At 32.2% G+C, this 15034-nt stretch carries 15 protein-coding genes; 9 read left to right on the plus strand and 6 right to left on the minus strand.

Going from position 1 to position 15034, the window contains the following annotated elements; translation table 11 throughout:
- Nucleotides 1-32: 32 nt before the first annotated feature.
- On the plus strand, nt 33-1271 hold the full coding sequence (locus BUA98_RS02275) for an O-antigen ligase family protein (protein ID WP_244279162.1): 1239 nt from the start codon (nt 33-35) through the stop codon (nt 1269-1271).
- Here BUA98_RS02275 and BUA98_RS02280 read toward each other — a convergent pair.
- The gene (locus BUA98_RS02280; protein ID WP_072970036.1) at nt 1240-2316 is read right to left on the minus strand and encodes a glycosyltransferase; all 1077 of its coding nucleotides are present in this window, start codon (nt 2314-2316) and stop codon (nt 1240-1242) included. The genes BUA98_RS02275 and BUA98_RS02280 overlap by 32 nt on opposite strands.
- Nucleotides 2317-2497: 181 nt before the next feature.
- Between BUA98_RS02280 and BUA98_RS02285 the strand changes: the two genes are divergently transcribed.
- Both BUA98_RS02285 and BUA98_RS02290 read left to right on the plus strand, forming a co-directional pair.
- Nucleotides 2498-3481, plus strand: coding sequence for a UDP-glucuronic acid decarboxylase family protein (locus BUA98_RS02285; RefSeq protein ID WP_072970570.1), 984 nt, complete (start codon nt 2498-2500; stop codon nt 3479-3481).
- A gap of 12 nt (nt 3482-3493) precedes the next feature.
- Nucleotides 3494-4261 (plus strand): glycosyltransferase family 2 protein, encoded by a 768-nt coding sequence (locus BUA98_RS02290; protein ID WP_072970037.1) that lies wholly within the window; start codon nt 3494-3496, stop codon nt 4259-4261.
- A gap of 166 nt (nt 4262-4427) precedes the next feature.
- Here BUA98_RS02290 and BUA98_RS02295 read toward each other — a convergent pair whose 3' ends face one another.
- Nucleotides 4428-4958 (minus strand): ORF6N domain-containing protein, encoded by a 531-nt coding sequence (locus BUA98_RS02295; protein ID WP_072970038.1) that lies wholly within the window; start codon nt 4956-4958, stop codon nt 4428-4430.
- A 41-nt stretch (nt 4959-4999) separates the two neighbouring features.
- Nucleotides 5000-6310, minus strand: coding sequence for a phenylacetate--CoA ligase family protein (locus BUA98_RS02300; RefSeq protein WP_072970039.1), 1311 nt, complete (start codon nt 6308-6310; stop codon nt 5000-5002).
- Between the two features lie 135 nt (nt 6311-6445).
- On the opposite strand from BUA98_RS02300, the gene purD reads away from it, so the two are divergent.
- Nucleotides 6446-7720 carry a phosphoribosylamine--glycine ligase gene (purD, locus tag BUA98_RS02305; protein WP_072970040.1) on the plus strand — a complete coding sequence of 425 codons (1275 nt, stop codon included), beginning with the start codon at nt 6446-6448 and terminating at the stop codon, nt 7718-7720.
- Here purD and BUA98_RS02310 read toward each other — a convergent pair.
- Nucleotides 7712-7942 carry a DUF6341 family protein gene (locus BUA98_RS02310; RefSeq protein ID WP_017496855.1) on the minus strand — a complete coding sequence of 77 codons (231 nt, stop codon included), beginning with the start codon at nt 7940-7942 and terminating at the stop codon, nt 7712-7714. The two genes, purD and BUA98_RS02310, sit on opposite strands and share 9 nt — an antisense overlap.
- 141 nt (nt 7943-8083) lie before the next feature.
- Between BUA98_RS02310 and BUA98_RS02315 the strand changes: the two genes are divergently transcribed.
- Nucleotides 8084-9013 (plus strand): DUF6427 family protein, encoded by a 930-nt coding sequence (locus BUA98_RS02315; RefSeq protein ID WP_072970041.1) that lies wholly within the window; start codon nt 8084-8086, stop codon nt 9011-9013.
- On the opposite strand, the gene upp is transcribed toward BUA98_RS02315, so the two are convergent.
- Nucleotides 9008-9661 (minus strand): uracil phosphoribosyltransferase, encoded by a 654-nt coding sequence (gene upp, locus BUA98_RS02320; protein WP_072970042.1) that lies wholly within the window; start codon nt 9659-9661, stop codon nt 9008-9010. The genes BUA98_RS02315 and upp overlap by 6 nt on opposite strands.
- 111 nt (nt 9662-9772) lie before the next feature.
- Between upp and BUA98_RS02325 the strand changes: the two genes are divergently transcribed.
- Together BUA98_RS02325 and BUA98_RS02330 are read left to right on the plus strand one after the other, a co-directional pair.
- On the plus strand, nt 9773-10378 hold the full coding sequence (locus BUA98_RS02325; RefSeq protein WP_072970571.1) for a DUF4254 domain-containing protein: 606 nt from the start codon (nt 9773-9775) through the stop codon (nt 10376-10378).
- A gap of 39 nt (nt 10379-10417) precedes the next feature.
- A complete protein-coding gene (locus BUA98_RS02330; protein WP_072970572.1) occupies nt 10418-11431 on the plus strand; it encodes a glycosyltransferase family 9 protein in 1014 nt (337 codons plus the stop codon).
- Between the two features lie 85 nt (nt 11432-11516).
- Here the strand turns inward: BUA98_RS02330 and BUA98_RS02335 are convergent, their stop codons facing one another.
- A complete protein-coding gene (locus tag BUA98_RS02335) occupies nt 11517-12569 on the minus strand; it encodes a ferredoxin--NADP reductase (RefSeq protein ID WP_072970043.1) in 1053 nt (350 codons plus the stop codon).
- A gap of 128 nt (nt 12570-12697) precedes the next feature.
- Between BUA98_RS02335 and BUA98_RS02340 the strand changes: the two genes are divergently transcribed.
- Together BUA98_RS02340 and BUA98_RS02345 are read left to right on the plus strand one after the other, a co-directional pair.
- A complete protein-coding gene (locus BUA98_RS02340; protein ID WP_072970044.1) occupies nt 12698-14158 on the plus strand; it encodes a DUF5687 family protein in 1461 nt (486 codons plus the stop codon).
- A gap of 115 nt (nt 14159-14273) precedes the next feature.
- Nucleotides 14274-14969: an ABC transporter ATP-binding protein gene (locus BUA98_RS02345; protein ID WP_072970045.1), complete on the plus strand. Its 696-nt coding sequence runs from the start codon at nt 14274-14276 to the stop codon at nt 14967-14969.
- Nucleotides 14970-15034 lie beyond the last annotated feature (65 nt).

The raw sequence follows: 15034 nt of genomic DNA on the forward strand, positions 1-15034 counted from the left end.
TTCATGTTTTTTTGTGTTTAATCGCCATTGCGATGATTTTCAGAAAACCATGTTCAGTACTGATTATTTTGTTTGCCGTATTTAATTTGATTTTCCTTAAAAAATTAAAATACAGTAAAACGTCATTGATTTTAATAGCCTGTATAGCTTCGCCAATTTTATTAGAATTGCTGATGTTTTGGAACAATGATTCTTTTGCAAAAGGACTAAAAGCAATCGAAAAAAGTACTTCATTGTTGATTTTTCCTTTGTTTATTATTGGAAATTATCACCAGGTAAACTTTATAAAAATAGCTAAGACTTATGTGATTGCCACAACTTTAATCATGTTATTTTTCTTTATCAGATTTAATATTATTAGTGCTGAATTGATGAATAAGTATCTAAACGGAATTCATTTATGGGAAATGGGATATCAGTTTGCAGACAGTATTGGAATTCATGCTCCGGCATTGAATATGCATCTGGCATTTGTATCGGTTTGTGCGCTGTATTTTGTTTTTGATAGTTTCAGAAATCATGAAAAAACACGCTATAAAATTGCCTGCGCAATTGTTTTTCTGCTTTCGTTTTTCTTTGTTCTTTTTGTAAACACGAGAATGGCGTTAATGAATGTTTTAGCAGGATTTCTCATTGTTTTATTTTGTGAAATTAACTCGAGAGTCAATATAAAAAATATTGTTTTAACTGCAGTTACAGTTGTTGTTTTGGTAACTGCAATTATATTTTTCTTCGTTCAGAAAGATCCCTATATGAAGGAAAAATATTCGACAACAACATTTGCTTATATGGATAAAGTAGGGAAATTAGATGAAATTGATCATCCTGAAATTAAGGTTTTTAATTCTTTGGTAACAAGAGTTTCCATCTGGAAATCGGCTTGGGAATTGTCTGTAAAGAATCTTCCTTTTGGAGTTGGTGCTTCAGATGGAAAACCGGAATTAAATAAATATTATAAAGCAACCAATCAGCAATTTTTAGCTAAATATGAATTTCCGACGCACAATCAGTTTCTCGATTTTTTATTGAAGTTTGGTATTCTCGGGCCGTTAGTGGTTTTTCTTTATATTTTCACAATTGGTTACTTAGGTTATGATTTAAAAAACGCGATGATACTTTCATTTTTCCTAATCTTTTTAACCTCAAATTTAACCGATGATTTTTTACTCCGCTTTGACGGAATTGCCTTTAGCGGATTATGGTTTTCTATTTTTGGAAGTTATTGGCTACAGCAGAAAACTACTCTTTGTAAAGCGCCAGCAATTGTTTAAAATTTTGATTTTTATCAAACAGATTACGACATCTTGCTAAAGAATTTTTTCCAAAAACATCTCTTGTTTTGGGATCTTTTAGAATTTCAAAATAGCTTTCCAGTTCATTTATATCAGTAAATAGAAAGCCTGTTTCGTTATGTAGAACAGCATCTTTATTTCCAATAATATTGGTAGCAATAACAGGCTTTTGTAATGCCATCGCTTCAAGAACGGCAATTGGCAATCCTTCCCAAAGAGAAATCTGGATATAAATATCAATATTATTTAGTTCTTTCAAAACCGTTTTTCGATCTAAAATCCAACCTGTAATTCTAATGTTTGGAGCTGTAATTAAAGGCCTTAATTCACCATCACCAATCCATACAAAATTAAAATCAGGGAATTTTAAAGCAATTTGATTGAACACTTCAGGGTTTCTGGCAGCTGTAATTCTGGCCATAATCCCGATAGTTAGCTTTTCGTTTTGATGAGGTGCATAGTGTTGCTGAACATTTGTGATATCAATACCATTTCGAACTAATTTGGCTTTTCCAATTCCTTTCGCAATTTCAAGTTCTGTATCACCACAAGCGACAATTATTCCTCCAAAAAAACGTTGAAAGTTTTTTTCAATTCCCCAATAAATATTTCGCATAGTATTTGAAATATCTGTTCTTAAAAAAGAATACCCATGCGGAGTATAAAATAATTTCTTTTTCCTGAATAAGAAAAAATAGGCAATCCGACCCAAAACACCCGCTTTTGAAGAATGAAGATGAATTACATCCGGATTTATTTTTTTGATTTCTTTCGCTAATTGAAAAGCAGATTTTAAATCCTGAAAAGGAGAGAACTCCCGAACCATATTAATCTGGACAAGTTTGACACCATCTGAAAATTCAGATTTAATTTTTTGAGCATCAATTTCTTTTCGATTCCCACTATAAATAATAGTGGTTTCTATGTTTTTGTTTATTTCATCATCTCCAAAGAAAGTCGATAAATCTCTAAAATATGTATAAACTCCGCCACCTAGAGCTTCAATAATATGTACAACTTTCAAAACAATGGATTTAATTGGGGGTAAAAATAGATAAATGGGTTTAATAATTATCTGAAAAATGCAAACTTCTTTTTTAGATATACTTTCATCTGTAATTTAAGGAAAGATATTTTATTACATTTGTGCTTCTATCTTGGGTTTTATGGCAAATGAAACTCAAAAATGTTCAATAAAATCAATTATGAAAAGAATACTTATTACCGGAGCAGCCGGATTTTTAGGATCGCATTTATGTGACCGATTTATTAAAGAAGGCTATTTTGTTATTGGAATGGACAACCTGATTACGGGGGATCTTAAAAATATTGAACATTTATTTAAGTTAGAAAATTTTGAATTTTATCATCACGATATTACCAAGTTTGTTCACGTTCCTGGTGATTTAGATTATATTTTGCATTTTGCTTCACCGGCCAGTCCAATAGATTATTTGAAAATTCCGATTCAGACTTTAAAAGTAGGATCATTAGGAACGCATAATTTGTTGGGATTAGCAAGAGTTAAAAAAGCAAGAATTTTAATTGCATCAACCTCTGAAGTTTATGGAGATCCGTTAGTTCATCCTCAAACGGAAGAATATTACGGAAACGTAAATACAATTGGTCCTCGCGGGGTTTACGACGAAGCCAAACGTTTTCAGGAATCGATCACAATGGCTTACCATACCTTTCATGGTGTAGAAACCAGAATCGTGCGTATTTTTAATACGTATGGCCCAAGAATGCGACTGAACGACGGACGTGTAATTCCGGCTTTTATTGGACAAGCTTTGCGCGGAGAAGATTTAACAATTTTTGGAGATGGTCTGCAGACACGTTCTTTTTGTTATGTAGACGATCAGGTAGAAGGTATTTTTAGATTATTACATTCTGATTATGTTTATCCGGTAAACATTGGAAATCCGGACGAAATCACAATTAAGGATTTTGCTGAGGAAATCATCAAATTGACCGGAACCAATCAAAAAGTAGTGTATCATCCATTACCAATAAATGACCCGTTACAACGTCAGCCAGACACAACAAAAGCAAAGGAATTATTAGGTTGGGAAGCCAAAGTAAGCCGTTCTGAAGGAATGAAAATTACGTATGATTATTTCAGATCACTTTCAAAAGAAGAACTTTCAAAAGAAGAACACAAAGATTTTTCAAGTTATATAAAATAATCTCGAGCGTTAATGAGTGAATTAGTTTCTATTATAACGCCAACTTACAATGCTGAAAAGTTTATTACAGAAACTTTAAAATCAGTTCAAAATCAAACGTACCAAAACTGGGAAATGATTTTGGTTGATGATGCTTCCACGGATAAAACTGTAAATATTATTGCTGATTTTGCTGAGAAAGACAGTAGAATAAAACTGTTTAAATTAGAAAAAAATTCAGGAAATGGCTTTGCCCGTAATATAGCTTTAGAAAAAGCAGTCGGAAAATATATTGCTTATTTAGATGCTGATGATTTGTGGTTTGCGAATAAATTAGAAAAACAGATCGGGTTTTTAAAAACCAATACTTTACCGTTCACTTTTAGTTTTTATGATTGTATTGACGAAGAAGGAAACTCTCTAAACAGAAGAGTAGAAGCACCGATAAATTTAACTTACGACGAACTGTTTTTTTGCAATTACGTTGGCAATTTAACCGCCATTTACGACGTTGATTATTTTGGTAAAATTGTAATTGAAGCCACACAAAAAAGGCAAGATTGGCGTTTATGGCTCACGATTTTAAAACAAATTCAGCTTACAAAGCCAGTTCCAGAACCTTTAGCCTTTTATAGAATTAGAAAAGATTCTATTTCATCATCAAAATTTAAATTGATCAAACACAATTTTGGGGTTTACAGAGAATTTCATGGTTTTAATTTTATGTTTTCTGTTTTGTTGATGATGCGCTTTTTATTCACACAGTTGATTATAAAACCTCGATACATAAAGAAGATTTAGTTTTCTTCAAGGTCGCAATTTGCGACCTTGAAGATTTTGATATATTTTATTAAATCTTGATGTCACAAATTGTGACATCAAGATTACGATTTAATTCTTTTAGGTCACAATTTGTGACCCTAGAAAATCAGATTTAGAATTGGAGGTCTCAATTTGCAACCTCCAATTATTTTTTATATCCAATTTTCACTCTCTCGCTTTCGTTTTCCTTTTTCTCAGTCAATTCATCCAAATAAGAGAAAACCAATTCAATATTTTTATCATGATTCTCCAATTTCTTTTGAATCTGAAGAATATCAACTTTGATTTCAGTTGTATCTAAAAGCATTTGTCTCACTTTCGTGAAAATACGCATAATTTGAATATTGGTTTGGATGGCTTTATCACTTTTTAATATGCTTGAGAGCATTAAAATACCATGTTCTGTAAAAGCAAAAGGTAAATATTTTTGATGTTCTCCTCGTCCTTTCTTTAAGGTCACAATTTGTGACCTTAAAGAATCATATTCTATTTTATTAAGTTCAAACATGAAATCTTCAGGAAATCTTGATATATTTCGTTTTACAGCTTGTTTTAAAACCTTTGTTTCTACTTCGTAAAGAGATGCCAAGTCAGTATCAAGCATCACTTTTTGACCGCGGATAAAATATATTTTGTTTGAAATAGTTTCTTCTGAAAGTAAAGATTGATTGTCCATAAGTTTTTATTAGCAAAAACAAATGTAAGATTTTATTTATATTATAAGTAAGATTTGAATTGCTTTAATTTTCCGCGATTGGTTCTTTCTAAAACCTTTTTTCTGGTAAAACTGAAGTTTAAATTTGGTTCAAGATATAATGAAATCGCTTCATCTATCTTTTGAATTTGTTCTGAATCTAATTCTTTTTCAGAAACATATTCAATCTCGAAAGTATCTAATCTGGTTTGTTTGATGATAAATTCTTTGACATTTCCATCGTCTTCAATTATACTTTTGGTTACATAATAAAAGGTCAATCCTGGTGATTTTTTTCCGCTTGGCAAAATCGCTACATCATTTGTTCTTCCAATTAATTTCTTTAGAATTGGTTTTTGTGGTGTGCTTTTTTCATCTAAAATTCCAATGTCGCCAATTTCATATCTTATAAAAGGATTCGCTTTATTGAATAAAGAAGTAATCACAATTCGGCCTTCTTCCCCGTAAGGGAGAACATTATTATTTTCATCTAAAATCTCAACAAAAAGCGTTTCGGCATTAACTTGCCATTCGCCTTTTGGGTTTTCAAAAGCAATCAAATCCAATTCTGAGGCACCGTATTCATTGATAATCGGAATGCCGAATTGTTTTTCCAAAAGTTTTTTATCCGATTCAAAAAGCATTTCCGAAGTAACAAAACAAGCTTTTAAGGTCGGACAGATATCTCTTAGAATAATATTCTTTTGTTCTAAATATTTCGAAAATAAAACAATAGAACTCGTGTAACCGTTGAGGTAATCGAATTTTTTGATTTTGAATTTCTGTAGAAATTTTTCCAGAACTTCATCAGATAAATCGAAAACCGGAAAACGAAAACGCCTGCTTAAAAAATCTTTAAGACGTTCTTTTTGATATCCAACAAAATCCATCGGAATTCCGTAAAAACGAGCCTGATACGAGTGATTAAAATCAATTCCGAACCAGCCAAAACGCATAATATTAGAAGCCCAGGTTAACGCATGCGAATATTTATCTTTGGCAAAAACAAAAGGAGTTCCACTAGATCCGGAAGTTTTGTTGAGGTAAACATTCTTTAAAGTGTACCCTTTTGAAAGTCTTTCTGCGAGTGGTTTTTGCAGATTTTGTTTGTTCAAAATGGGTAAATTTTCCCATTTTGGAGCGGTTTTATTTCCAACTAATTCTTGGTAAAAAGAATTGTTTTGTAAATGAAAAGCAACAATTTCTTCTTTTTTATTTTGAAGGTAAACGGCATAATCTTCTTCAGATAAATTCACAATTCGGTCCAATTCGGCTTTAGCTTTCTTTATTGGAAAACCATTTATTTGAAGCGAAATATCGAAAAGAGAAATCATTTTGGAGGATTAATTTTCATCAAAAATAATATTTACGAACTACTAACAGAGAAGAATCACGAACTTTTTAAGATTTAATTATTTTTTACGTGTAAAAGCAATTATTTTTGCACCACAACTAAATACAACTATACCATGACAATTTTATTATTGGGATCAGGCGGAAGAGAGCATGCTTTTGCGTGGAAAATGATTCAGAGTCCGCTTTGCGAAAAACTTTTTGTTGCACCAGGAAATGCAGGAACGGCTGGAATTGCTACAAACGTTGCAATGTCTCCAACCGATTTTGATGCCATAAAAGCATTTGTTCTAAAAGAAAATGTAAAAATGGTAGTCGTTGGACCTGAAGATCCGTTGGTAAAAGGTATTTACGATTATTTTAAAAACGACGAAAGTTTAAATCATATTCCGGTAATCGGGCCATCAAAATTGGGTGCTCAACTAGAAGGAAGTAAAGAATTCGCTAAAGAATTCCTAATGAAACACAACATTCCAACAGCAGCTTATGATAGTTTTACTGCCGAAACTGTTGAAAATGGATGTGCATTTCTTGAAACTTTACAACCTCCATACGTTTTAAAAGCAGATGGATTAGCAGCTGGAAAAGGAGTTTTGATTATTCACGATCTTGAAGAAGCTAAAACGGAATTAAGAAATATGTTGGTTCATGAAAAATTTGGAGCAGCAAGTTCAAAGGTTGTTATCGAAGAATTTTTGGACGGAATCGAATTAAGCTGTTTCGTTTTGACTGACGGAAAAAGCTATAAAATCCTTCCAACAGCAAAAGATTACAAGAGAATTGGTGAAGGAGATACAGGATTAAATACAGGTGGAATGGGAGCAGTTTCTCCAGTTCCTTATGTTGATGCTGTTTTGATGGAGAAAATTGAAACCCGCATCGTAAAACCAACAATCGAAGGTTTTCAAAAAGACGGAATCGAATATAAAGGATTTGTATTTATTGGTTTGATCAATGTAAAAAATGAACCAATCGTTATTGAATACAATGTAAGAATGGGTGATCCTGAAACTGAGGTTGTGGTGCCACGATTAAAATCTGATTTAGTAGCATTGTTTCAGTCTGTGGCAGATCAAAAGTTAGACACTTTCGAATTAGAAGTTGACCCAAGAAGTGCGACTACAATTATGGTTGTTTCTGGTGGATATCCTGAAGATTTTGAAAAAGGAAAAGTAATTACAGGATTAGAAAATATTACAGATTCTATCGTTTTTCACGCGGGGACAAAATTAGATAACGAAAATGTCGTTAGTAATGGAGGACGTGTACTGACTGTAACATCATATGGAGACGATTTTCAACAGGCCATAAAAAAATCTTACCAAAACATAGATAAACTAAGCTTTGATAAGATGTATTTTAGAAAAGATATCGGCTTCGACTTACTTTAAAAAAGAGTGAGCTGTAGTATCTTGGTTTTCTGTTCCAGCGTCATCAAAAATGCGTAATTGTTTAATCCAATAAACGATTGCGCATGAACAGATGATCATAAAAATCCAGTTAATTGTGTTTGCACCAAACCAAGTTACAAGTTCCAAACGACGTAAAAAGTCTAGTGGAGCAAATAAAATGTTAACGAATAAGTATTGTATTCCTTCAAAAAAAGCTGTCATAATTTATAAAATTATATGTTATTTATTGTTTTGTAACGCATTGAAGACAAAATTCAGATAATAGAATCTTTTTTCAACTTGTTGGGTTTTTCCTTTTAAACAAGTATTATATTTACAATCACAAAAGTATAAAATATCCTTATGATAACAAGTGTTTTTAAAAAATCTACACCATTAAATTATTCTTTGGTCGTAATTTTAATACTGGTTTTCTTTTTTCTGTTTCAAATTCAGGAACCATCATGGATGAGTTCTTATTTTTTGGCGTTTCAAAAAATAAGTTTATTATGCTTTATTTCGGCTTCTTTTTTTCTGATAAACTTTATCGTTAAAAAGAACGGACTCAGTAAAGACAACGGATATTCGATATTTTTCTATTTATTATTTATCTTATTTTTCCCCACGATATTTAATAATCCAAACGTTATCTACGCCAACTTTTTTCTGTTATTAGCGCTTCGAAGATTGATTTCACTTCAGTCACTAAAGGCCTCAAAAGAAAAAATATTTGATGCTTCTTTTTGGATTTTAGTAGCGTCTTTGTTTCAATTTTGGTGTATTCTTTTCCTTATTTTAGTTTTTATATCAATTGTTTTTCACGTTTCGAGAGATTACAGAAACTGGGTTTTGCCCTTTGTGGCACTGCTGGCGGTCGCAATCATCTTTTTATTGGTCTCTTTAATTTTTCATTTTAATGTCATTGAATTTTTTGAAAAACGAGCAGTAATTGATTTAAGGATTGATTATTTTAAGAACAATTACGAAAACGGAGCACTTTCAATATATGTTGCTGTAGCATTATTTTTTGTAGTTTCGATGCTGACAACCTTATCAAACAGACCTCAAATTGTACACACATCATATAAAAAAGTGGTGGCCTGTTTTTTTATCGCTGTCTTTGTTTTTATTCTTTCGCCGAATAAAAGTAATGATTTATTGATCTTTAGCATTACGCCATTAACGATTATGGCAGCAAGTCATGTTGAATATGTACAGCAAAAATTAAACAACGAAATTGTGTTTTACGTACTTATTTGCTGTAGTTTATTTACGTTTTTCTCTCAATTATAATTTACTTCCATAAGCAAGATCACCGGCATCACCCAGTCCGGGAACAATGTAATTTTTCTCATTTAATTTTTCGTCTAAGGCGGCAACCCATAAATGACAATTGTCAGGAAGATTTTGTTCAAGATAGGCCACTCCCTCCGGAGCAGCAATAACCACTACAATATGAATTTCTTTTGGAACTGCGTTCTGAACTAATTTTTCATGAACAGCTACAATAGATTGTCCTGTTGCCAGCATGGGGTCCAGAAGCAAAACTGTTTTATCATTTAAGTCTGAAAGCGCTTGATATTCAACTCTAATTTCAAATTCATGATCGTTATTCGGATGATATCTGCAGGCCGAAACAAAGCTGTTTTCAGCATGATCAAAATAATTTAAAAAACCATTATGAAGCGGTAATCCCGCTCTTAAAATAGAACATAAAACCAAATCACTTTCTATCTCTGTCGTTTTTTTAATGCCAAGCGGTGTCTCTATTTCCACATTTTTATAAGACAAATTTTTGCTTAATTCATAGGCCATAATTTCGCCAATTCGTTCGATATTTCTGCGAAAACGCATACTGTCGTTCTGAACATTTACATTTCTGATTTGACCTAAAAAGTGGTTTAATATGCTATTGTTTTCAGATATATAATGAATTTTCATGAGGAGTTTTTAGAATTATCAATGATTTGCGATACTAAAATGAAAAAACAATCGTTTTTTTCACACTATAAAAGTATAAAAAGTATCTTTGTCTCTCTAATAATTAAAGACATGTTTTCAAAATTAGCTTATTCTGTTTTCGAACAAAGTATCAAAGATTATCACCAGTTTGATAACGTTGATCAGCCTATAAATAATCCGTATCCGAAGGATAAATTTGAACATTTATTATATCTAAAAAACTGGATTGACACTGTTCAATGGCATTTTGAAGATATCATTCGTGATCCACAAATTGATCCGGTTGCAGCTTTGACTTTAAAAAGAAGAATCGATGCTTCAAACCAGGAACGTACGGATATGGTTGAATATATCGACAGCTACTTTTTGCAAAAATATAGTACTGTACAAGCAAAAGATGGTGCAAAAATCAATTCTGAAAGTCCGGCATGGGCTTTTGACAGATTATCAATTTTAGCGTTGAAAATCTATCATATGCATGAAGAAGCTACTCGTGCAGAGGCTTCACAAGAGCATAGAGATAAATGTCAGGAAAAATTAAATATTCTTTTGGAGCAAAGAAGCGATTTGTCTACAGCAATTGAAGACTTATTGACTGACATTGAAAATGGGGATAAATTTATGAAGGTGTACAAACAAATGAAAATGTACAACGACGATGATTTGAATCCTGTTTTATATCAAAATAAAAAATAATTGGCAGAATTGTCCAATAAAATTAAGCATATAGCCGTCATGAGACTATCCGCAATGGGAGATGTCGCCATGACGGTTCCTGTTTTACGCGCCTTTGTAAAACAGTATCCAGAAGTTAAACTAACAGTAATTTCCCGTCCTTTTTTTAAACCTTTTTTTGACGGAATTCCGAATCTTGATTTTTTTGCTTTTGATGAAAAAGAAAGACATAAAGGTTTTCCAGGGCTTTTAAGATTATATAGAGATGTCAAAAAATTCAAAATTGATGCTTTTGCAGATCTTCATAATGTTTTAAGATCTAAGGTTGTGAGTTTGCTTTTCGCTTTAAGCGGAAAAAAAAGAGCAACTGTTGATAAAGGAAGAGAGGGGAAAAAAGAATTGACACGTTCTGAAAATAAGATTTTTAAACAATTGCCAACGATGTTCGAAAGACATGTTAAAGTGTTTGAAGAACTAGGTTTTCCTTTAAACTTATCTCAACCTGAATTTCCTGAAAAGGCAAAATTGGACACAGCTGTTTTGGAAATCATTGGCAATGAAAGTCAAAAATTAATCGGAATTGCGCCTTTTGCGCAATATGATTCGAAAGTGTATCCGATAGATTTAATGACCGAAGTTATTTCAACTTTGGCACAAAATCCAAACCATAAAATATTGCTTTTTGGGGGAGGAAAGAAAGAAATGGAAGTATTAGATTCACTTTCAAAACCATTTGAAAATGTAATTAATATGGCTGGAAAAATTAAATTTCAGCAGGAATTACAACTCATAAGCAATCTTGATGTCATGCTCTCTATGGATTCAGGAAACGCACATATCGCAGCAATGCTGGGCATAAAAGTTATTACCCTTTGGGGAGCAACACATCCATACGCAGGATTTTTACCATTCAATCAAAGTTTAGAAAATACTTTGACTTCAGACAGAAATCAATATCCAAAGTTACCAACGTCTGTTTACGGAAATAAGATTGTAGAAGGGTATGAGGACGCGATTAGAAGTATTTCTCCAGAGAAAATAATTGCTAAAATAGAAGCTCAGCTTTTAAATTAAAGTTTAGATAAGTTCTTCTATAAAAAAATCCAAATTCCAACTTTACAATTGGGATTTGGATTTTTTTTATTGGAATTTTCAGATTCTAAACATCATCATAATCTACATAAATAGATTCTGATGTTGGGTGTGCCTGACAGGTTAAAATTAATCCTGAAGCAATTTCTTTATCTGTTAAAATAGAATTTTTTGTCATTTCTGCAGTTCCAGAAGTTACACGAGCCAAACAGCTGCTGCAAATTCCGCCCTGGCAAGAATAAGGAGCGTCAATTCCTTGTTTTAAAGCTGCATCCAGTATAGTTTGTTTTTGAGACATTTCGAAAGAAACTTCGTCATCATCAACTAAAACGGTAATTTTTGTATGTCCTTCGAGCGAAGTTTTGATTTCATGTTCCTGAGATGAAGAAGTAAAAAGTTCAAACTTAATAGCCGAATCTTTTACGTTTTTCTCTTTCAAAATACCAGAAACGGTGTTGATCATTTCTTCTGGCCCGCATAGGAAGAACTTGTCGAATTGAAGTTCTTTATGTTTATTATTCAACACAAAATTTACTGCCGATTTTTCGATTCTTCCAAACAATGCATTTTCGGCTTTAGCCTGACTATACACATAATGTACAAAGAAGCGTCCAACATATTTAAGTTGTAAATCGTGTAATTCCTGGTGAAAGATAGTTTCTTCGGGCGTTCTATTTCCGTAAACCAATACAAATGAACTTTTTGGCTCGCTTTTTAAAACCGATTTTATAATAGAAAGAACTGGAGTAATTCCGCTTCCTGCTACAAAAGCAGCATAATTTTTTTGTCTTTCAGCATCCGGTTCAAAGGTAAATTTTCCCTCAGGATGACCTACTTCAAGGACATCTCCGGCTTTCAATTTTGTATTAGCAAATTGAGAAAATAAACCGTTTTTAACCGCTTTTACAGCAATTCTCAATTCACCGCTTTCTGGCGCGGAGCAAATAGAATAAGCACGTCTAATCTCTTGATTGTCAAGTGTTAATTTTAAATTTATATATTGTCCCGCAATAAATTTATAGTCTGGTTTTAGTTCCTCAGGAACATTAAAAAGTACAGAAACAGCATCGTTAGTTTCACGTTTTACCTCTTTAATTATCAGTTTTAAGAATGAAGGCATGATTGTATATTTTATGCAAAAGTAGCAAACGGCGGTTAATTCACAGACACTAAACGATTATTTTTAACTTTTTTTGTAACGTTTTCTTACATTTGATCTCTTACTACAAAACTCAAAACCAATTAACCATGATTAAAAAGTTTATTTACCTCGAATGGAAAGCCTTTACAAGATCGGCTTCATTTGGAGCAAACCTGGCAATGAAAATTTTACTAGGTTTTTTAATGATTTATTTTTCGCTAATTTTTATTGGAGCAGGAGTTGGAGCATTTTATATATTAAAAAAAATGAACCTTGAGCCTTTAGTAACCATCAATAAATTTTTGCTCTATTATTTTCTGTTTGATTTGGTGATTCGTTTACTGATGCAGTCAATCCCGGTATTAAACATCAAACCGTTATTGGTTTTACCTTTCAAAAAACCAACGATCGTTCACTTTTCGCTAGGAAAAACAGCATTGTCTTTTTTTAACTGGGTTCACGCACTCTTCTTTGTACCTTTTTCGATCGTGCTGGTATTAGAAGGTTATGATGTTATTGGAATCGTAATGTGGCTTGTGGCTATTTTCTCTTTAATATATATCAACAATTTTTTGAATATTATTCTAAGTAATATTGACAAACTGTTTGTTGTTTTTATTGGCCTTGCAATTGGTTTAGGAGGGGCACAATATTATAAATTATTTGACATTACCATTTTTACAACACCTTTTTTTCAGGGATTGTATGCGCAAAAGGGATTATTTTTAATTCCAATTTTGGTGTTGATAGGATTGTATCAATTTACGTTTAAGTATTTTAAGAATAATTTGTTTTTGGACGCTGGACTTTCTAAAAAAGAAGATGTTGCAAAAACTGAAAATTTGGTTTGGTTAAATCAATTTGGAACACTGGGAACGTTTCTTAAAAATGACATCAAATTAATCCGAAGAAATAAAAGATCTAAAACGACTATTGTTATGAGTGTGGTCTTTTTGTTTTATGGATTGATCTTTTTTGGAAACACACATCAGCCAGAGGCAATGCATATTTTTGCGGGAATATTTGTATCAGGTGGGTTTTTATTTGTTTTCGGACAATTTGTACCAAGTTGGGATAGTTCGTACTACCAATTAATGATGACACAAAATATTCCGTATCGTGGTTACATTACTTCAAAATGGTGGCTGATCGTTATCGCGACTTTTATATCAACAATAATCGCTTCATTTTATCTTTTGTATGGTTGGGAAGTGTACTTAACAATAGTTGTTGGTGCAATTTATAATATTGGAGTTAATTCTCATTTAGTTCTTTTGGGTGGTGCATTTACTAAAACACCAATTGATTTGAGCAATGCCGGTGGGGCTTTTGGAGATAAAAAAGCATTTAATGCCAGCGCGATGCTGCTTTCATTACCAAAGATATTTTTGCCATTATTATTGTATTGGCTTGGACTTCATTTTGCTGATAAAACTGTTGCATTGGCTTTAGTTGCCGGAGCTGGAGTTTTAGGATTTATCTTTAAGGAAAAAGTTTTTTCGCTTATTGAAAAAAGATATAAACTAGAGAAATACAGCACGATAAGTGCTTACAAACAAAAGAATTAATTAGAAAATGTGTCAATTTGATAATGAGATAATTTTCATCACATTAAAATCGAACATCTAAAAACAAAGAATGGATTTTTAATCTAAAATCAACAATCTAAAATCTAAAATCACCATGATACAAGTAAATCAACTTTCAAAAAAATATAACGGAACAACAGTTTTAAATATTAATAATCTTGAAATTCCAAAAGGACAGAGTTTTGGATTAGTAGGGAACAACGGTGCAGGAAAAACAACTTTTTTTAGTTTATTACTAGATTTGATTCAGCCTTCAACAGGTCATATTACGAGCAATAATATTCAGGTAAATGAAAATGAAAATTGGAAATCTTTTACAGGTTCATTTTTAGATGAAAGTTTCTTAATTGGATATCTAACCCCAGAAGAATACTTTTATTTTATTGGCGATTTACGTCATCAAAACAAAGCTGATATTGATGCATTGTTAGCAGAACACGAAGAGTTTTTTAACGGAGAGATTCTAAATAACAAAAAATATCTTAGAGATTTATCAAAAGGAAACCAAAAGAAAGTTGGGATAATTGCGACCCTTATCGGTAATCCTGAAGTTGTAATTTTGGATGAACCTTTTGCAAATTTAGATCCAACAACAGTTAGTCGCTTAAAAAAGATTATTAAAGATTTGGCAGAAAATCCGAATATTACTGTGTTAGTTTCAAGTCATGATTTGCAGCATACAGTCGAGGTTTGCGATCGAATTGTAGCCTTGAATAAAGGGGAAATTGTCAAGGATATTCAAACCTCAAGAGAAACCTTGCAAGAGCTGGAATCGTTTTTTGCTGTTTAAGTTTCTATATTTCAAAAAGAAGCGTATTTTTACACGTCATTATACTAAAAAGCCTTTTTAGAAGT

This window comes from Flavobacterium saccharophilum, assembly GCF_900142735.1.
Classification (GTDB): domain Bacteria; phylum Bacteroidota; class Bacteroidia; order Flavobacteriales; family Flavobacteriaceae; genus Flavobacterium; species Flavobacterium saccharophilum.